Source organism: Streptomyces sp. NPDC006012 (assembly GCF_042871185.1).
Classification (GTDB): Bacteria; Actinomycetota; Actinomycetes; order Streptomycetales; family Streptomycetaceae; genus Streptomyces.
In genome coordinates this window covers 388,634-408,800 of record NZ_JBIAIE010000001.1, presented here as the reverse complement: position 1 = coordinate 408,800, position 20,167 = coordinate 388,634, and the positions used below count along the sequence as shown (strand labels likewise).

The window sequence follows — 20,167 nt, the reverse complement described above, 5'->3', positions numbered from 1 at the left end:
CCACGCATGGAGCCACCGCTACCGCAGCCGGCGGCACACGCCGGCGGCACAGAGTCTGAAGAACATTCTGGGGAACAGGTTGAAGAAGAGGCAGGAAGAATTGGTCCAGAGCAGTTCCGCCACGGCATCCCCGCAAATTGCAAGGCTGGTGGCACGAAGCGGAGATCTCAAGAGCGAGCTGGTGGCGTTCGCCCAGGGGCCGCGCTTCGCCCGGCGGCTGGATGCCCAGCTCGACGAGGCCGCGGACCGGCTCGGCTTCCTGGACGAGGCGGCCGCCATCGAGACGATCGATCACTTCGTGCTGCAGTACCGGCTGGCGGACGGCTCCACCGTCGTCGAGCGGTTCGTGGCCCAGCGCCGACCGCCGCTGCCGGAGGACGAGCGTGCGATGCTGCTCGGCTGGTGCGACGTGGTCGAGGGGGTCTTCGAGGTACAGGGCCTCGAACGAGACGCCGCCATCCTGCACAACCTGCTCGACGACATCGTCTACCGGGTCCACTCCAACCTGGGACAGCGGGCACTCGGAAAACTCCGCAAGGGCATGTTCGTCGCCGCCCGTATCGTGCCCGTCCACCCCGACACCGACGCCTGGCTGGTCAGCGGCAACCTCACCACCTACCCGCCCGGCGACGGTCCGGAGCTGGCACGGGTCGCCGCCCAGACCCTCAGCGTCAATCCGCAGTTGCTGCGCCGTAATCCCGAGATGCTGCGCAGGGCCTGGGAGATGCAGGCCGAGGCCCGCGCCGACTTCATCGAGGTGTTCGGCACCGACCTGCTCGTCCTCGATCCCGCAGAGGCGCACGTCCGGTTGCGGGAGTACCACCGTCACCGGTGGGACAAGTCAGTGGCCGGACTCGACGAGGAGACCGCCGCGCAGGCGGCGAAGACGGGGCCCTCACTCGACGAGCTCAGCAGCCTTCCCGAGGAACTCCTCGCCGCGGACACCGTCGCTGTGATCTGCGACGAGGCCGAAGGCATCTGCTACTACGCCGACTTCGGCCGCCTCGACGCCCTGTTCGCCGATCCGCGCCTGGTCCGTGACCGTACCTGCCTGGCCCAGCTCAGGGAGTACCTCAACGACGACTCCGTCTCCCCCATGGTCATCCGCCGCCTGGTCCAGCGCCATCCCGGGAACGCAGACGCCGTGTTCCGCGCGCTCCTGCGCAAACCCGCGTTCACCTGGGAACGGGACGGCGAGGAGTTGCTGTGCCGCCGCAAGAAGCGCCACTACGGACACGAGCCTTCGCCGAGCATCACCCCGGTCGGCACCCGGCTCGCGGAACTCCTGCGCGCCGAAGGACGACACGGGCGATGAGATTGACCACCGCCGAACTCGATGCCATGACCGCGGAGGCGATCATCGATGCCCACGACGAGTACGAACAGCTCACCGCTTTCCACTCGGTCGTCGAGGACCGCCTCGCCCTGCCGTTCAACACAGTCGTGCTCGGTGTCACGGTGACTGTCACCGCCCTCCGGCTCCGGCCCGGCACCGGCATCGTCGCCCTGTGCAGACGCGGCCGGTACCGTCAGGCGATCGGCCTCCTCGACCTGCCGCTGCCCGAACCCGCGCCCGAGGGATGGGCCTGGGTGGATGCCTACCGGCACTGGGCGTCCTGAGCCGCACGGCCGCTGCCGGCCTGCCACCCGTGATCGACGTCCGCCATGGAGACCGGTCCGCCCGAGGAGCCGTACGAGGGGGTCGTACGAGGGCCCGTATGAGAGAGGTGCGAGGGGACGTACGCGGGCCGGGGAACTTCCCCGTATAGAGGGGTTTAGCACAACAGAAAACACAAGCCCGGCATAGCCGCCCCAGCGTCGCGACACACTCACCACTGTGCAGCCAACCGTGCACACAGAGCGACCTGGAGGGTGCGTGTTCCACACCATGAAGCAGCGTCTGGCGGCGTGTGCCGCCACCGCGGCCTTTGCCGCGGCGGCGGCCTCGTTCGCCGCTCCGTCGACGGCCGCCGGTGCCGCCGCCGTCGGCGAACTGACCTACGGCAGCGACATCCTACTGCAGAACCAGTACGGAGGTGACGGCGGCTACTTGGACACCAACGGCCACTCCAGCCAGCCGGGCGCCACCTACGAGGTGAGCACCAACCAGACCCCCAACAGCCGCGGACCCGCGACCTCGGTCTGGAAGGTCGCCTCCGCCACCGGCAAGGCCAACGGCACCCGCGTCACCAGCGGCGACGTCATCTACCTCATCAACCAGTACGGCAGCGGCACCTACCTGGACACCAACGGCCACGCCACCCGTCAGGGCGCCAAGTACGAGGTGTCCACGACCGTCACCAAGGACCGCGGCCCCGGCACGGGGAAGTGGCACATCTTCGGCAGGACGTCCTCACCCACGGACGGCACCATCCGCACGGACGACATCGTGCACCTGCTGAACGACTACGGATCCGCCAACGGCGGCTTCCTCGACACCAATGGCCACTCCAGCCAGCAGGGCGCCAAGTACGACGTGTCCACCAGCCACTACACGGACCGCGGGACGGGCACCGGCTCCTGGAAGGTGCTGCCCGCCAACTGATCTGACCCACGGGTCGGCTGGCCCTCCCACCATCGCCGCGCGTCACCAGGACGGCCACCCCTTCTTGTGGCGTGGTCGCGGCCGGGGGCGCGCGGCGGATCGGAGTCGCGTCCCGGCGCGCAACGGGACACAGCGGGAAACAACGGGGTGGGGCCCCGTTCGCAAGGGGTGCCCGGCACGGGCCCGAGGGCGTGGGTCCGCGGTCATCGGCCCGGGGGGGGTCCGCAGTCATGGGCCCCAGAGGCATGGGTCCGCACTCATGCGTCCGGGGGCATGCCTCCGCACTCATGAGTCCGCAGTCATGGGCCCGGAGGGGGGCGGTTGCGGACCGGTCAGGCGTTGACGCTGTCGGCCAGCAGGGAGAACTCCTCGTCGGTGAGGGCGACTTCGGCGGCCGCGACGTTCTGCTCCAGGTGGGCGACGCTCGACGTGCCGGGGATGGGGAGCAGCACCGGGGAACGGCGCAGCAACCAGGCGAGCGCGAGCTGCGGCGGACTCGCGCCGCGTTTTCTTGCCACGCTGTCCAGCGGACCGCCCGGGCGGGCGAGTTCGCCCGTGGCCATGGGGAACCACGGGATGAAGGCGAGGTTCTCGCGCTCGCAGTGGTCCAGTACGTCCTCGGCGGCCCGGTTGGCGAGGTTGTACAGGTTCTGCACAGACACGATGTTCCCGATCCGGCGTGCCTGACCGATCTGCTCGACGGTGACCTCGGACAGGCCGATGTGCCGGATCTTGCCCTCCTGCTGGAGGAGCACCAGTTCGCCGAGTTGTTCGGCCAGCGGCACCTTGCGGTCGATGCGGTGCAGCTGGAAGAGGTGGATGCGCTCCAGACCGAGATTGCGCAGGCTCAACTCGCACTGCTGACGCAGGTATTCGGGGCGGCCGAGCGGGCGCCAGTCGTCCGGACCGGCGCGGGACAGGCCGGCCTTGGTGGCGATGACGAGGTCGTCCGGGTAGGGGTGGAGCGCCTTGCGGATCAACTGCTCGCTGACGAAGGGGCCGTAGGAGTCCGCGGTGTCGATGAAGTTCACGCCCAGTTCGACGGCCCGCCGCAACACGCGCACGGCTTCGCCGGGATCCGCGGGCGGGCCCCATACGCCGGGACCGGTCAGCTGCATGGTTCCGTATCCGAGGCGATGGACGGGCAGGTCGCCGCCGAGGGAGAAGGTGCCGGAAGCCTCGGCGGGGCTGGAGGCGGCGGATGCGGTCATGGAACGTCCTTCGGTCAGGGGACGACGGCGGCGACGGCGTCGAAGTTCTTCCGGGCGCGCGGCCGATCGCCCGCGGGCGGGCGGCGGGCCGCCGGGCTCCGCGCTCTGCCGGAGGCACGGCGAGGCTGTCGCCGTACGGCTTCTCTCTCACACCATCCTGATCCGTCGGCACACTCGGCGCACCCGCGGCGGTCCTGCCGGCCGGGCAGGACGGCGCCTCCGCCTGCCGCTGCGCCCGGACGGCCGGTCGCCCAGGCAGGCCCCCTGGCCGCTCCCCTGGCCGGTCGCACGGACCGGTCACCCAAGCCGGTCACCCGCCCGGAGGTCGATCTTCCGTTCAATCCTTCACCCCTACGGAAGCCGTGACCCCGCAAAGATCATATCATCACTCTTAGTTGTCGCATGATTACACACTGCCACGGGGGGCAGGTACGAAGCGAGGGACACGGGGTCTTAGGGAGGGGAGGGGGCGCCCATGTGGATTCGTCGCACGGCGTATCCCGTGCTGCTGCTGCTGATGATCACCGTGGCTGTCGTGGTACCGCACTACCACCTGAGTCCCGGACTGGCGACCACCGGCTTCCAGTACGGAGTCATCGCCTATCTGGTGATCCTGGAGCGGGTGATCCCCTACGACCGCACCTGGCACCCGGACCGCCGTGAATGGGGCTGGTACGGCATCTACTTCGTGCTGACCAACTTGGGCAGCGTCATCGCGCAACTGCTGGTCGCCGCACTCATCGCCGTCCTGTCCCCGGCCAGGCCGAAGCTGCCCCTGGCGGTCGAGATCCCGCTGGCGCTGCTGGTGGGATCGCTGGCCAGCTATCTGGTGCACCGGTTGGGTCACACCAACCGCTGGCTGTGGCGACTGCACGGCATCCACCATGTGCCGGAGAAGGTCAACGTCGCCAACAACGGCGTCAACCATGTCCTGGACATCCTGCTGGCGCAGAGCAGTGTGCAGTTGTGCCTGAGCCTGTTCGGATTCTCACAGCAGTCCGTGTTCGCGACCGGCCTCTTCGTCATCACGCAGGGCTATTTCATCCACGCGAACATCGACGTCCGCATCGGCTGGCTCAACCACGTGTTCGCCAGCCCGGAACAGCATCGTCTGCACCACAGCACGGATCTCTCCGAGGCCGGTCACTACGGCTCGGACCTGGCTGTCTGGGACCGAATATTCGGCAGTTACACCTGGTATCCCGACCGGAAGCCGCTCGCCGTGGGTCTCCAGGACCCCGCGTCCTTCCCGAGAACCGAGGCCGTCTTCGCCAGCCAACTCCGGTCGTGGCGACGGCCCGTGAACTGACGACGCACCTCCCTGTACGACCCTCCACCTGACCGCGGCCGGAGCCGGCCGCGGTCGGGCCATCGTCCTGCCCTTTTCACACGTGCCGCCGTGCCACGACAACTCAAGGATTCGGCCATGTCGGACCTATGCAAGGTCGTCACCCGCGACAAGATCGCGATCATCGGAATCGGCTGCCGGATGCCCGGCGGCGCCTCGGACCACCGGACGTTCTGGCAGAACCTGATCGACGGAAAGGATTGCATCACCGCGACGCCCGGAAATCGGTATGACATCGCGACCCTCGCCAGCCGGGACAAGACGAAGCCGGGCCGGCTGGTCGGCGGGCGCGGTGGGTACATCGACGGTTTTGACGAATTCGACCCGGCGTTCTTCGGCATCAGCCCGCGCGAAGCCGCGCACATGGACCCGCAGCAACGCAAGTTACTGGAGGTGGCCTGGGAGGCGCTGGAGGACGGCGGGCAGAAGCCGGCCGAACTGGCGGGGCAGGACGTCGGCGTCTTCGTCGGCGCGTTCACGCTGGACTACAAGATCCTGCAGTTCGCCGACCTGGGGTTCGAGACACTGGCCGCCCACACCGCGACCGGCACGATGATGACCATGGTGTCGAACCGCATCTCCTACTGCTTCGACTTCCGCGGTCCCAGCGTCTCCCTCGACACCGCATGCAGTTCCTCGCTGGTCGCGGTCCACCTGGCCTGCCAGAGCCTGAGCCGGGGCGAGAGCAGCCTGGCACTCGCCGGCGGCACGCTGCTGCACATGGCGCCGCAGTACACCATCGCCGAGACCAAGGGCGGCTTCCTCTCCCCCGAGGGCCGCTCCCGCACCTTCGACGCGTCGGCCGACGGTTACGTCCGTGCCGAAGGCGTCGGCGTGGTCGCCCTCAAGCGCCTGGACGACGCCCTGCGCGACGGCGACCCGATCCACGCGGTGGTCATCGGCAGCGGCGTCAACCAGGACGGCCGTACCAACGGCATCACCGTGCCGAACGCCGACGCCCAGGTCGCCCTGATCGAACGGGTCTGCGCCGAGGCGGGCATCGTGCCCGGCAGCCTGCAGTACGTCGAGGCCCACGGCACGTCGACCCCGGTCGGCGACCCGATCGAGGCGCGCGCGTTAGGCCGGGCGCTGTCGATCGGGAGAGAACCCGGCGCCCCCTGCTACGTGGGCTCGGTCAAGACCAACATCGGGCACACCGAATCAGCCGCCGGGATCGCCGGGTTGATCAAGACAGCGCTCAGCCTGAAACACCGGAAGATCCCGCCCCACATCAATCTCGACCAGCTCAATCCCGCGATCGACCCCGACGCGCTGCCCTACCGGATCCCGACCCGCACGGTCGACTGGCCGGAGCACGACGGGCCCGCCCGCGCCGGGGTCAACTCCTTCGGTTTCGGCGGCACCAACGCACACGTGCTGCTCGAAGCGGCACCCGCCCGTGCGGAGGCCGCCGGGAGCACGGCCGCGGCCACGACGAGCACGGCGGCGGGCGCAGCAGGAACAGCAGAAGTCACGGGGGGCGCGGAGGGCACAGCAGAGGCCACGGAGAGCGCGGCAGAGGTTTCGGACGGTGCCGCGGTGGCCGTTGTGGGCGCGGGGGCCGAGGGATGGGATGCGGCGGTTCCGGCGGTTCCGGCGGTTCCGTCTTCGTATTCCATCCTCCCGCTGACCACACGTGACCCGGCGCTGCTCCCCGAGGCGGCGGCCGGCATCCGCAAGGAGCTGGCCGGGGTCGCCCACGCTCCGGCCGCCTCGCTGACCGACATCGGCTACACCCTGGCCCGCCGCCGGCAGCACCTCGAATCGCGGCTGTCGGTCGTCTACGACTCGCGTACGTCGCTCGAAGCGGCCCTCGACGCCTACCTGCGCGGCGACCAGCACCCCCATGTGCTGGTCGACCAGCGGCGCGAGGGCGAGCAGCGGCGGCTGGTCTGGGTCTTCACCGGGATGGGACCGCAGTGGTGGGCCATGGGCCGGCAGTTGTTCGAGACCGAGCCGGTCTACCGCGCGGCGGTCGAGCGCTGCGACCGCGAGATCCGGGACCTCACCGGCTGGTCGCTGGTGGAGGAGATGGCCGCCGACGAGGCGGACTCGAAGATGAGCGAGACCTGGCTGGCCCAGCCCGCCAACTTCGCCGTCCAGGTCGGGCTCGCGGCCCTGTGGCGCAGCCGCGGCGTCCGTCCGGACGCCGTCGTCGGCCACAGCACGGGCGAGGTCGCGGCGTTCTACGAGGCGGGCGTCTACACCCTGCGGGAGGCGGCCACGGTCGTCGTGCACCGCAGCCGCCTCCAGCAGAAGCTGGTGGACACCGGCGCGATGCTGGCCGTGAGCCTGTCCGAGGACGAGGCCGAGCGGCGGGTCGCGCCGTACGCGGACCGGGTGTCGGTGGCCGCCGTCAACAGTCCGACGGCGATCACCCTCGCCGGAGACAAGGACGCGCTCGCGGAGCTGGCCCTGCAACTCCGGGCGGAGGACGTCTTCGCCAAGTTCCTCACCGTACGGGTGCCCTACCACAGCCCCCGCATGGACCCGATCAAGGACGAGCTGCTGTCCTCGCTCGCCGGGCTGGAGCCGCGCGCCGCGCGGGTGCCGCTGTATCTGACGGGAGGGCCGGAGGCGGCGGCCCGCGGCCGGGCCGAGGGGCCCGAGCTGGACGCCGGCTACTGGTGGCGCAACGTCCGCGACAGCGTGCGTTTCCGGGATGCCGTCGACCGGCTCGTCGAGGACGGTCACGGTCTCTTCCTGGAGATCGGCCCGCACCCCGTGCTGGGTCATTCGATCGCCGAGTGCCTGACCGCGAAGGGCGCCGAGGGGCGCAGCCTGCCCTCGATCCGGCGTCAGGAGGACGAGCGCGCGCGGTTCACCCTCTCGCTCGCGGCCCTCCACAACGCGGGCGTCGACATCGCCTGGGAGGTGCTGCACCCGCGGGGCAGGCCGGTGACGCTGCCCCGCTACCCCTGGAAGCGGGACCGGCACTGGACGGAGCCGAAGCCGGTCGAGCAGGTCCGGCTCGGCCGGCGCGACCACCCGCTGCTGGGCCGTCGGCTGGCCACGGCGGAACCGACCTGGGAGGCCGCGCTCGACGTCGAGGCCCTGCCCTATCTGCTCGACCACCGCATCCAGGGCAGTGCGCTGTTCCCGGCGGCGGGCTATGTGGAGATGGCGACGCAGGCCGTGCGCGCGATGACCGGCGGCGGGGAGGCCGTGATCGCCGACATCGAGCTGCGCAAGGCGCTGTTCCTGTCGGCCGGATCGGACGGCGGGAGCGCCCCGGAGGAGTCCGGCGGCGACACCGCCACGGTGCAGCTCTCCTTCTCCGCGGAGAACGCCGCGTTCACCGTCGCCACGGTGCACGCCGACGACTCCCGGGAGCGGACCGTGCACGCGCGCGGTGTCGTCCGTACCGGGCAACGCGCCGCCGGACAGGCCCGGCTCGACGCCGGCCCGGTTCAGGCGCGCAGCCTGCGCCGGCTCGACGGCGCCGACTGCTATGCCGCGCTCGGGGCGCTGGGCTACCACTACGGCCCGGCCTTCCAGGGCATCGAGGAGGTGTGGATCGGCCGTGACGAGGCGCTGGCCCGGATCCGTCCGACGGAGCCGATCGGCGACGACGCCGCCCGCCACCACATGCACCCGGTCCTCCTCGACGCCTGCTTCCAGACCCTGCTGACCCCGCAGATCGTCGAAACCGGGGACGACGCCGAGGACGCCGCGGGCGGCATCCGGCTGCCGCTGTCGATCGACGAGGTGCGCATGGCCGCCGTCGGCGACCGGCCGCTGTGGGCGCACGCCGTCGTCACCCGCCGGGCGGACGGTGAACTCGTCGGTGACATCGCCGTCCACGACGACGACGGCGCACCGCTCGGCCGGATCAGCGGCTTCCGCGCCGCCGACATCGAGAGGGCCTCCGCCGCCGTCAGCCTGAGCACCGTGGACTCCTGGCTGGCCGACGTCGCCTGGATCGACACGCCGTACGCGGCGGACGACGACTCCGCAAGCGGGACGGCCGCGCCCCACTGGCTCGTCCTCGCCGACGGCCGGGGCGTCGGCGACGCACTCGCGGCGCTGATCGCCGGGCGCGGCGGGCACTGCCACCTGGTGCGCCCCGGAACCGCTTACCGCCTCGCCGACGACCTGCGGGAGTCGACGGTCCGGCCGGACTCCGCCGACGACCTGGACCGTCTCTTCGCCGACCTGCGCGCCGCGGGCGGCCGGCCGTACGACCACGTCGTACACCTGTGGAACCTCGACCTGCCGACGTTCGACGCGACGGCCACCGCCGACGAGCTGCGCGGACTCTCCGGCACCGGCGGCTACTCGCTGATCGCGCTCGCCCAGCGGCTGCCGTCCGCGCTGCCGGGCGGCAGGCTGCACATCGTCACCCGCGGCGCCCAGGCCGTCGTCTCCGCGGATCCGGTCGAGCCGCTGTCCGCTCCGGCCTGGGGCATCGGGCGCGTGCTGTGGCAGCAGGAACTCACCGCCCACCGCGGGAAGCTGATCGATCTCGATCCCGCGTCCACCTCGTGCGGGGCCGACGCCGAGGCACTGCTGCGGGAGGTGACGGCCGCCGGTGAGACCGACGACGAGATCGCGCTGCGCGCCGGCCGCCGCTGCATCAGCCGCCTCACCCCGGTCGCCGGCCACCTGACCCGTCCACTGCCGCTGCGGCTGCGTGCCGACGGCGCCTACCTGGTGACCGGCGCGTTCGGCGCGCTGGGCCGGCTGCTGTGCCGCGCCCTGGTCGCCTGGGGTGCACGGCGGCTGATCCTGGTGGGCCGGACCCGGCTGCCCGAGCGGGAGCACTGGCGCGAGACCGACCCGGGCTCCGCGGCCGGCCGCGCCGTCCGGTTCGTGCAGGAGCTGGAGTCGCTGGGCGCCCAGCCCGTCCTCGCCCCCCTCGACATCAGTGACGAGGCGAGCCTGACGGCCTGGCTGGCGGAGTACCGGCGGCTCGCGTCCGTGCCGATCCGCGGCGTCTTCCACCTCGCGGGCCAGGTCCGCGACACCCTGCTGCCCGAGATGGACCGGGAGACCTTCGACGCGGTCCACGACCCCAAGGTCCTCGGCGCGTACCTCCTGCACCGGCATCTCGCCGAGGAACCGCTCGACCACTTCGTACTGTTCTCCTCGATCGCCTCCTTGCTGACGACCGCCGGGCAGACCAACTACGCGGCGGGCAACGCGTTCCTGGACGCGCTGGCGCACCACCGGCGGGCCCGTGGCCTGCCCGGTCTCAGCCTCGACTGGGGTCCCTGGGCGACCGGCATGATCGAGGAGCTGGGGCTCATCGAGCACTACCGCAGGAACCGCGGCATGAGTTCCCTGTCGCCCGAGGCGGGGACGGCCGTGCTGGAACGTGTCATCGGGCAGGACCGGGCCCAGTTGCTCGTCGCCACGGTCGTCGACTGGCCGGTCTTCCTCGCCTGGTACGCCTCCCCGCCGCCGCTGGTGAGCGAGCTGGCCGCGGCCCTGGGCGGGTCGGCGTCAGCGCAGGGTGAACAGAGCAGCTTCCTCGACGCGTTCCGGGACGCCGACGACACGGCCCGTCGGAGCCTGGTGGCGGAGCGTTTCACGGCGGTGGTCGCGGGCGTGCTGCGGGTGCCGGCCGAGCAGGTCGAACTCGACCACGCGCTGGGCGGGCTGGGCCTGGACTCGCTGCTCGCGATGGAGCTGCGCTCCCGCGTCCACGCGGAACTCGGCCTCGCGCTGCCGGTCGTCACCCTGCTCAGCAGCGCCCCGGTGGGCGAACTGATCGGCCGGCTGCACGAGGGCCTGGCCGAGCTGGTGGCGACCGGTGCGGACGAGGACGCCGGCGGCGCCGCGGTCGAGCTGTTCCAGGACGAGGGACGGCACCCGCTGACCCAGAACCAGAAGGCGCTGTGGTTCCTCAAGCAGCTCAACCCCGACGGTTTCGCCTACAACATCGGCGGGGCGGTCGAGGTACGCGTGGAACTCGAACCCGACCTGATGTTCGATGCGTTCCGGGTGCTGATCGAGCGCCATCCCAGCCTGCGCGCCAACTTCACGCACGAGCAGGGCCAGCCGGTGCAGACGGTCGCCCCCGCCGCCGAGGCCGCGCTGCGCCGGGACGTCGCCCTCTTCGACGTCGAGGGCGTGGCGTGGGACGACGTCCACGCGATGATCGTGCGCGAGTACCGCAAGCCGTACGACCTCGAACGCGACCCGCTGGTCCGGCTGCGCCTGTTCCGGCGCGGTCCCGACCGCTGGGTGCTGATGAAGGCCGTCCACCACATCATCTCCGACGCGATCTCGACGTTCACCTTCATCGAGGAGCTGCTCGCGGTCTACGAGACGCTGCGCCAGGGCCGCGCCCCCGAGCTGCCGCCGGTCTCGGCGCGCTACCTCGACTTCCTGAACTGGCAGAACCAGTTCCTCGCCGGGCCCGAGGCGCGCAGGATGCTCGACCACTGGACGGCCCAGTTGCCGGCCGACGTCCCGGTGCTCGACCTGCCCACCGACAAGCCCCGCCCCGCGGTGCAGACCCACAACGGCGCGTCCGAGTTCTTCGTGCTCGACGCCGCTCTGAGCGCCCGCGTCCACGACGTGGCCCGCGAGCACAACGTCACCGTCTTCATGGTGCTGCTCAGCGCCTACTACCTGCTGCTCCACCACTACTCCGGGCAGGACGACATCATCGTCGGCAGCCCGGTGACGGGCCGTACCCAGGAGGACTTCTCCTCGGTCTACGGCTACTTCGTCAATCCGCTGCCGCTGCACGTCGACCTGGGTGACCGGCCGTCGGTGGAGCAGTTGCTCGCCCGGGTCCGGGAGGTCGTGCTCGGCGGCCTGGACAACCAGGAGTATCCGTTCGTACTGCTGGTGGAGGAACTGGGCCTCCAGCACGACCCGAGCCGGTCCGCGGTCTTCCAGGCCATGTTCATCCTGCTCACCCACAAGGTGGCCACCGAGAAGTACGGCTACCGCCTGGAGTACATCGAACTGCCCGAGGAGGAGGGCCAGTTCGACCTGACGCTGTCGGTGTACGAGGACGAGGCGGACCGGCGTTTCCACTGCGTCTTCAAGTACAACACCGACCTGTTCCTGGCCGAGACGATGCGGCGGCTGTCCGCGCACTACGTCAACGTCCTCGACGCCCTGACCCGCGCGCCCGCCGCGCACCCGGCCGGCCGGCTGGAACTGCTGGGCGCCCGTGAGCGCCGGCAGATCCTCGGCGACTGGAGCGGCGCCGGACGCCGGGCGGCCGGTCCCGGTGTGCCGGTGCACGAGCTGATCGGCCGGGCCGCCGCCGAGCACCCCGAGGCGATCGCCGTGTGCGCCCCCGCCGAGGACGGCACGACCGAGCGCATGACCTACGCCGAACTCGACCGCCGCAGCCGCGGCCGGGCGCGGCGACTGCGCGCACTGGGCGTCCGGGACGGCGCGGTGGTCGCCGTCTGCATGGAGAAGTCGCCCGAGCTGGTCGTCACCCTGCTGGCGGTCCTGCGGGCGGGCGGCGCCTATCTGCCGCTCGATCCCGGCAACCCGGCCGACCGGCTGGCCTACATGGCCGGGCACGCCGGGGCCGCGCGCGTCGTCGTGGACGGCCCGGGCGGTGAGCGCTTCGCCGGGCATTCCGGCGTCCTCACCCTGGCGGAGCTGTCCGGCACGGCGACCGTCCCGTCGGAACCGACGGGGCAGGCAGATCCGGCCGGGCAGGCGGGGCAGACCGAGCAGGCCGGACCAGCTGCAGCCGGTGCCGCCGCCGACGCGCCCGATCCGGCCGTCGGCATGGACGCCCCGGCCTACGTCATCTACACCTCCGGCTCCACCGGCCGGCCCAAGGCGGTGCAGGTCAGCCACCACAACCTCGCGTCCGCCTACGCCGCCTGGCGGGCGGAGTACCGCCTCGACACCGACGCCCGGGTCCATCTGCAGATGGCCGGCCCGGCGTTCGACGTCTTCACCGGTGACCTGGTCCGCGCCCTGTGCTCCGGCGGGACCCTGGTGCTGGTCGGCCGTGAGCTGCTGTTCAACACGGCGCGGCTGTACGCGACGATGCGCGCCGAGCGGGTCGACTGCGCCGAGTTCGTGCCCTCCGTCGTCCGCGGCCTGATGGCCCACTGCGAACGCGACGGCGCCCGCCTGGACTTCATGCGCCTGCTGATCGTCGGCTCGGACACCTGGAAGGTGGAGGAGTACGACCGGCTGCGCGCCCTGGCCGGCCCGGACACCCGTGTGGTCAACTCCTACGGCCTCACCGAGGCCACCGTCGACAGCACCTACTTCGAGGGTCCGACCGACGGCCTGGAACCGAGCCAGATGGTGCCGATCGGCCGGCCGTTCCCCGGTGCCGAGGTGTACATCCTGGACGAGCACGGCGCACCGGTGCCGCCCGGCGTGGCGGGCGAGCTGTGGATCGGCGGCACCGGGGTCGCCCTCGGCTACCTCGCCGATCCCGACCACACGGCCGAGCGTTTCGTCAGCCGCACCCTGGACCACGTCGGCGGCGCGGCACCGGTACGGCTGTACCGGACCGGCGACCTGGCCCGCTGGGACACCGGCGGCGGGGTCCATCTCCTGGGCCGGGCCGACTCTCAGGTCAAGGTCGGCGGCCACCGGGTGGAGATCGGCGAGATCGAGTTCCAGCTCGCGGAGTGGCCCGCCCTGGCCCAGGCGGTCGTCGTCGTCCGGCCGGACGGGAGCGGCGAGAACACGCTGTGCGCGTACGGCGTCGCCGCACCCGGTGCGAAGCTCGACTGGCGGGAGCTGCGCCGGCACCTCGGCGAGCACCTGCCGACGTATCTGATCCCGGCGACCTTCACCGAGTTGCCCGCGCTGCCGCTCACCGCGAACGGCAAGGTCGACGTCGGTGCGCTGCCCGAGCCCCGGTTCGCGGCCGGCGAGGACGCCCACGAGCCGCCGGTGACGCTCTACGAGACGCGGATGGCCGACCACTGGGCGGCGCTGCTCGGCCTGCGGGAGGTCGGCCTCCAGCACGACTTCTTCGAGGCCGGCGGCAGTTCGATCAAGCTGATCGAACTGATCCACGGGCTGCAGAACGAGTTCGAGATCAGCATCCCGGTCAGCCAGCTGTTCAAGGTGACGACGCTGCACGGGATGGCCCGGACGGTCGAGCACATCATCACCGGCCGGCTGCCGGGCGCGCAGCCGTTCCTCCGCTTCAACCGGGGGGCGGGTCCCGCCGTGTTCTGCTTCCCGCCCGCGGGCGGACACGGCCTGGTCTACCGGCGGTTCGCCGAGCAGCTGCCGGAGTACGAACTCGTCGCGTTCAACTACGTCGCCGAGGACGACAAGGTCACCCGGTACGCCGATCTGATCACCGCGCACCAGCCCGAGGGGCCCTGCGCGCTGCTCGGCTACTCCCTCGGCGGGAACCTCGCCTTCGAGGTGGCCAAGGAGCTCGAACGGCGCGGCCGTGAGGTCGCCGACGTCGTCATCGTCGACTCGTACCGCATCGACGCCGCCTTCACCCCGGACGTCGAGCACATCGAGGCGTTCGAGCGGGAGCTGCGCGAGCACCTGCACAAGCACACCGGCTCCGAGACCCTCGCGCAGGAGACCCTGGACCAGGCCAGGGACTACATCGCCTTCTGCGGCCGTACCCCCAACCTCGGCACGGTCGGCGCGGCCGTCACCGTCGTCTCCGACGAGCAGAAGGTGGCCTTCTACGCCGCGGGTGAGCGCGGGACCTGGCACGGCACCTCGACCGTCCGCACCGAGGTGCTGCGCGGCGCAGGCGTCCACGCGGACATGCTCGACCCGGGGTGCATCGAGCACAACGCCCGGCTGGTGCGCGGCGTCCTGACGCACGCCGCCGTGATCGAAGGGGCGGCCCCGCATGCGGCGTAGTTCCAGGGTGCGGTGGAGCGAACGCGAACGCGCTCCGGGGGAAAAGCCGCGCGTCATCATCGTCGGAGCGGGCGTGGGCGGGCTGTCCACCGGCTGCTACGCGCAGATGAGCGGCATGGAGACCCGTGTCTTCGAGAAGCACGTGCTGCCGGGCGGCTGCTGCACGGCCTGGTCCCGGGACGGCTATGTCTTCGACTACTGCATCGAATGGCTGACCGGTACCGCCCCCGGCAACGAGGCCCATCAGGTCTGGCGCGAGCTGGGGGCCCTGGACGGGAAGACGATCCGGAACTTCGAGGTGTTCAACACGGTCGTCGACGACGACGGCCGGTCGGTGGTCTTCTACAACGACCCCGACCGGCTGGAGCGGCACCTGCTGCGGCTCTCGCCTGCGGACGCGCCGCTGATCCGGTCGTTCTGCCGTGACCTGCGGCGGTTCTCCGACATCGACATCTACCCGTTCCTGAAGCCGGCCCCGCTGCTGACGCTGCGGGAGAAGGCCAGGATGCTGCGGAAGATCCTGCCGCTGCTGAACCTGTTCCGGCGTACCGCGGGGACCTCCATGGAGTCCTTCGCCGCGCGCTTCGAGGATCCGCTGCTGCGGCGGGCGCTGCCGTTCGTCTTCTTCCAGGACCACGAGGTCTTCCCGCTGCTGCCGTACCTGTTCAACCTGGCGGGGGCCCACCAGTCCAACGCGGGCTTCCCGCAGGGCGGTTCGCTGGGGCTGGCCCGGTCGATCGAGGAGCGCTACGCCTCGCTCGGCGGCCGGATCGACTACCGCGCCCGGGTGGAACGGATCCTGATCGAGGACGGCCGCGCGGTCGGCGTGGAACTGCGCGGCGGCGAGCGGCACTACGCGGACCACGTCGTGGCGGCCTGCGACGGCGCCACCACCCTGGACCGGCTGCTGGAGGGACGCTACTCCAGCCCCCGGACCGACCGGCTGTTCCAGTCGGTCCTCGGCACCCCGAAGCTGGTCTACCCGGGGGTGGTGTCGGTGTTCGTCGGGTTCGCCGGGGATGTGGCACCGGACGCCCCGCACAGCGCGACCTATCTGCTCTCCGACGCCGACAGCGCCCGGCTGCCGGGCGTGCTCCAGGGCAGTCTGGTGGTGCAGTTGCGCTCCCGGTTCTCGGACGGGCTGGCACCGCCCGGCAAGTCGGTGATCCACTGCTCGTACTTCAGCGACTACACCTCCTGGAAGGAACTGCGCCGCACCGACCGCGGCGCCTACCGGGCGCGCAAGCAGGAGGCCGGCCGGTTCGTCAGGGAGTTCCTGGAGCGCCACCATCCGGGGATCGCCGCGCGCATCGAGGTGGTCGACGTCGCCACGCCCGCGACCACCGAGCGCTACACCGGCAATCTGCACGGCTCCATCCTCGCCTGGAAGTCCTACACCGAAGCCGACGGCCTGATCCAGAACCTGATCGAGAAGGACCGGCTGCGGCTGCCGGGGCTCGACGGGCTCTGGCTGGCGGGCCAGTGGTTCACCGGCGGCGGGCTGATCCGGGTGGCGGCCGGCGGCCGGTTCGTCGCCCAGTACCTCTGCGAGGAGCTGGGCCTTCAGTTCCGGGCGTGGGAGAGCACGGCCGGCGAGACGTGGCATCCAGGGAAGCTGGGCCACCTGCCCCAGCTCGACAAGAGCATGAGGTGAAGGGCATGACGAGGCCTCGAAAGGCCCGCGAACGCCAGACGATGATCATCATCGGGGCCGGTCTCGGCGGACTGTCCACCGGCTGCTACGCGCAGATGAACGGCTACCGGACCCGGATCTTCGAGATGCACGAGATCCCGGGCGGCTGCTGTACGGCCTGGGACCGCGGCGACTTCACCTTCGACTGCTGTGTCAGCTGGCTGCTCGGCAACGGGCCGGGCAACGAGATGCACCAGATCTGGCTGGAGCTGGGCGCGCTCCAGGGCAAGCAGATGCGGCACTTCGACGTCTTCAACGTGGTGCGCGGGCGGGACGGCCGGGCGGTCTACTTCTATTCCGACCCGGACCGGCTCGAAGCCCATCTGCTGGAGATCTCCCCGGCCGACGCCAGGCTGATCCGCGGTTTCTGCTCGGGGCTGCGGAAGTTCCGCAAGTGCCTCGCCGTGTATCCCTTCCTCAAGCCGGTGGGGCTGATGGGCCGGGCCGAACGCTGGCGCATGCTCGCGTCGTTCGTCCCCTATTTCAATGTCATCCGCAAGTCGATCAGTGTCCTGATGACGGACTATTCCGCGAAGTTCAAGGATCCGCTGCTGCGCGAGGCGTTCAATTTCATCCTCTACGAGAAGCATTCCGCCTTTCCGGTGCTGCCGTTCTATTTCCAGCTGTCCGCGCACGCCAATCTCTCGGCCGGGGTGCCGGAGGGCGGCTCACTGGGGCTCGCGACCTCGATCGAGCAGCGCTATCTGCGGCTCGGCGGCGAGGTCAGCTACAACACGAAGGTGGACGAGGTCCTCGTCGAGGACGACCGGGCGGTGGGGGTGCGGCTCAGCGACGGGCGGGAGTTCCGCGCGGACATCGTGGTCTCGGCGTGCGACGGGCACGCCACCACGATGAAGCTCCTGAAGGGCCGTTACCTCCCCGAGGAGTACCGGCGGCTGTACACCGAGGTCATCGACGAGCCGGGGATGGTCTTCCCCGGATACGTCACCCTCTTCCTCGGGCTGCGGCGCCCCTTCCCGGAAGGCGCTCCCTGCACCACGTACCTGCTGACCGAGGAGGAGGCCGCGCGGCTGGTCGGCATCCGCCATCCGAGCATCAACGTCCAGTTCCGCAGCCAGCACTACCCGGAGCTGTCGCCCGAGAGGTCGACCGTCGTCTACGCCACCTACTTCAGCGACGTCGGTCCCTGGCGCGCGCTGAGCGACGGCCCGGAGCAGCGCACCCGCAGCCGCGGCGGAACGGAGCTGCACACCCTGCCGGTGCGCCGCGGGCGCCCGTACTACGAGGCCAAGCACCAGGTGCGCGACATGCTGCTGGGCTTCCTGGACCGGCGGTTCCCCGGCCTGACGGACAACGTCGCGGTACGGGACGTGTCGACCCCGCTCACCCAGGTCCGTTACACCGGGAACTACGACGGGACCGTCCTCGGCTGGCAGCCGTTCGTGGAGAGCGGCGAGACGATGGAGAAGGTCGTCAAGAAGTACGGGCCGGCCCTCCCCGGCCTCGCGAACTTCTACATCTCCGGCGTCTGGGCCACCACCGGCGGCCTCATCCGTGCCGCGGCCGCCGGCCGGCACGTCATGCAGTTCGTCTGCCGCGACGACGGCAGGGCGTTCACCGCACACATCGACGAGTCTGGGCCGCTCCCGACCCATGCCGTCATCCCCGTAGGACCCGATGGGAAGGATGGAGACCCCGATGAGCGAACGACCGGCGCCGCTGCCGTATCCGTTCACGTCCGCTGACCCCCTGGAGCTTTCCCCGATCTACACCGAACTGCGCGACGGGCCGCTGCGCAAGGTCCGGCTGCCCTACGGCGAGGACACCTGGCTGGTCACCCGGCACGCCGACGCGCGGTTCGTCCTGTCCGACCCGCGGTTCAGTCTGGCGGCCGGAGTGGAACGGGACCAGCCGCGGATGAGGGAGCTCTCACCGGGCGGTGACGGGCTGCTCTCCACCGACCCGCCCGTGCACACCCGGCTGCGCGGTGTGGTGGCCCGGCACTTCAGCGCGCGCCGTGTCGAGCAGATGCGGGTCGTGGTGCGCGAGGCCGCGGACGACCTGTTGGACCGGCTTGAGGAGTCGGGACCACCGGGCGACCTCGTGCAGGATTTCGCGGTCCCGCTGTCGATCGCCATGATCTGCGATCTGCTCGGCGTGCCGGCAGCGGACCGTCACCGCGTCCAGAAGTGGCTTGAAGTCCTGTTGGCCCAGGTCGTGACCAACGAGGACCTCGCCGCCGAATCGGGTGCGTATTTCGCCTACCTGACCGAGATGGTGGAAAAGCGCCGGCAGGATCCGCGCGACGACCTGCTCACCTGCCTCGTGCGGGCCCACTACGAGGAGGAACGCCTCTCCTACGAGGAACTGATCAAGCTTTCCATCGAGTTGCTCACCGGGGGGTTCGTCACCACCTCCAAACAGATCCCCAACTTCTGCTATCTGCTGCTGCGCCGCCCCGACTGGCTGGCACGGCTGCGTGAGCATCCGGCGGACCTCCCGGTCGCCATCGAGGAAATGCTGCGTTACGTGCCGATGCCCAACGGCCTCGTCTTCTGCCGGTACGCGACCGAGGACGTCGAGGTGGGCGGGAGCCTCGTGCGCGCGGGGGAACCGGTACTGGTCGACACGTCGGCGGCCAACCGGGATCCGGCGGTCTTCCGGGACCCCGAGGCGCTCGTCCTCGACCGGGCGCCGGAGGCCGCGCACCTGACCTTCGGACACGGCGCGCACTTCTGCGTCGGGGCGCGGCTGGGCCGGCTGGAGCTCCAGGTGGCACTGGAAACCCTGCTGACCCGCCTGCCCGCGCTGAAGCTGGCCGCGCCCGACGGCGAGGTGCGCTGGCGGGAGGAGACGATGCTCAAGGGCCTGCACGAACTGCCGGTCGACTGGTGAGGCCGTCGGCGGCATCGCGGCGCCCCGGATGCCGCTCGCGGCCCCGGCACCGCGGGCCGCGGCGTTGCAGGCCGTGGCACCGCGGGCCGTGACGTCGCCTGGCCGCCCGCGCGCCTGGCGTGGTTCCTCAGGCGCGCGGGCGGAGTGAATCGGTGGGGGGTGCGGGCGGAACGGCTCGCGGGAGTGCAGGCAGGAGGGTTCGCGGGGGTGCGGGCGGAGGGGCCGGTGGAGGGTGCGGGCTGACGCCGGGACCGGCCGGCCCAGGGGGCGCTCCCGCCGGCCGGTCCCGCGCCCGTGTCACGTGCTGCATCGCCGTCAGCTCACGGTGGCCGCCGTACGCTGAACCGGGCGCTGCTCGCGCGTGTACACGATCATGGAATGCCGCGCGGGCCGGTGCCGACAGCCGGGCGGACCTCGGCCAGGGACGAGACCGCGTCCCGTCGGGACACGTCGCTGCTCCTGCGGCACCACGCGGCGGTCCGGCCCGTGTCGACCGGCCCTGGTTCAGTGACTCGCTGCAGCAATCCCTGTCCTTACCAGTGGCGCACGTGCACCACACCTCCTGCCGCGTCCGCAGATCGGCAGAGCACTCCCGATGGTCGACAACATTCTGTCTACAGTATTCTGACTGCGCAATACGGGTGCAGAACAATGGCCTGATCTCCCCCGACCCGCATGCGGTCATGACCCCATGCAAGGAGCGCGTAGACTGTAGACGAAAA

9 protein-coding genes are annotated in these 20,167 nt (G+C 70.9%); 8 read left to right on the top strand and 1 reads right to left on the bottom strand.

Features of this window, described 5'->3' with window-relative positions; translation table 11 throughout:
* Positions 1 to 148 precede the first annotated feature (148 nt).
* The 3 genes from ACFYPJ_RS01740 (at position 149) to ACFYPJ_RS01730 (ending at position 2,545) form a co-directional block, all read left to right on the top strand.
* Positions 149 to 1,315 carry a hypothetical protein gene (locus ACFYPJ_RS01740; protein ID WP_389008834.1) on the top strand — a complete coding sequence of 389 codons (1,167 nt, stop codon included), beginning with the start codon at positions 149 to 151 and terminating at the stop codon, positions 1,313 to 1,315.
* A complete protein-coding gene (locus ACFYPJ_RS01735; RefSeq protein ID WP_389008832.1) occupies positions 1,312 to 1,620 on the top strand; it encodes a hypothetical protein in 309 nt (102 codons plus the stop codon). Before ACFYPJ_RS01740 ends, ACFYPJ_RS01735 begins: the two co-directional genes overlap by 4 nt.
* Positions 1,621 to 1,888: 268 nt before the next feature.
* A complete protein-coding gene (locus tag ACFYPJ_RS01730) occupies positions 1,889 to 2,545 on the top strand; it encodes a hypothetical protein (RefSeq protein ID WP_389008829.1) in 657 nt (218 codons plus the stop codon).
* 332 nt (positions 2,546 to 2,877) lie between these two features.
* Here ACFYPJ_RS01730 and ACFYPJ_RS01725 read toward each other — a convergent pair whose 3' ends face one another.
* Positions 2,878 to 3,756, bottom strand: a complete 879-nt coding sequence (locus ACFYPJ_RS01725; RefSeq protein WP_389008826.1) for an aldo/keto reductase — start codon at positions 3,754 to 3,756, stop codon at positions 2,878 to 2,880.
* Between the two features lie 475 nt (positions 3,757 to 4,231).
* Between ACFYPJ_RS01725 and ACFYPJ_RS01720 the strand changes: the two genes are divergently transcribed.
* The 5 genes from ACFYPJ_RS01720 (at position 4,232) to ACFYPJ_RS01700 (ending at position 19,445) form a co-directional block, all read left to right on the top strand.
* On the top strand, positions 4,232 to 5,065 hold the full coding sequence (locus ACFYPJ_RS01720) for a sterol desaturase family protein (protein WP_389008823.1): 834 nt from the start codon (positions 4,232 to 4,234) through the stop codon (positions 5,063 to 5,065).
* Between the two features lie 117 nt (positions 5,066 to 5,182).
* On the top strand, positions 5,183 to 14,896 hold the full coding sequence (locus ACFYPJ_RS01715) for an amino acid adenylation domain-containing protein (protein WP_389008820.1): 9,714 nt from the start codon (positions 5,183 to 5,185) through the stop codon (positions 14,894 to 14,896).
* Positions 14,886 to 16,550, top strand: a complete 1,665-nt coding sequence (locus ACFYPJ_RS01710; RefSeq protein WP_389008818.1) for a phytoene desaturase family protein — start codon at positions 14,886 to 14,888, stop codon at positions 16,548 to 16,550. The genes ACFYPJ_RS01715 and ACFYPJ_RS01710 overlap by 11 nt, the downstream gene beginning before the upstream one ends.
* Positions 16,551 to 16,555: 5 nt before the next feature.
* A complete protein-coding gene (locus ACFYPJ_RS01705; protein WP_389008815.1) occupies positions 16,556 to 18,295 on the top strand; it encodes a phytoene desaturase family protein in 1,740 nt (579 codons plus the stop codon).
* On the top strand, positions 18,249 to 19,445 hold the full coding sequence (locus ACFYPJ_RS01700) for a cytochrome P450 (RefSeq protein WP_389008813.1): 1,197 nt from the start codon (positions 18,249 to 18,251) through the stop codon (positions 19,443 to 19,445). The genes ACFYPJ_RS01705 and ACFYPJ_RS01700 overlap by 47 nt, the downstream gene beginning before the upstream one ends.
* Positions 19,446 to 20,167: the final 722 nt, after the last annotated feature.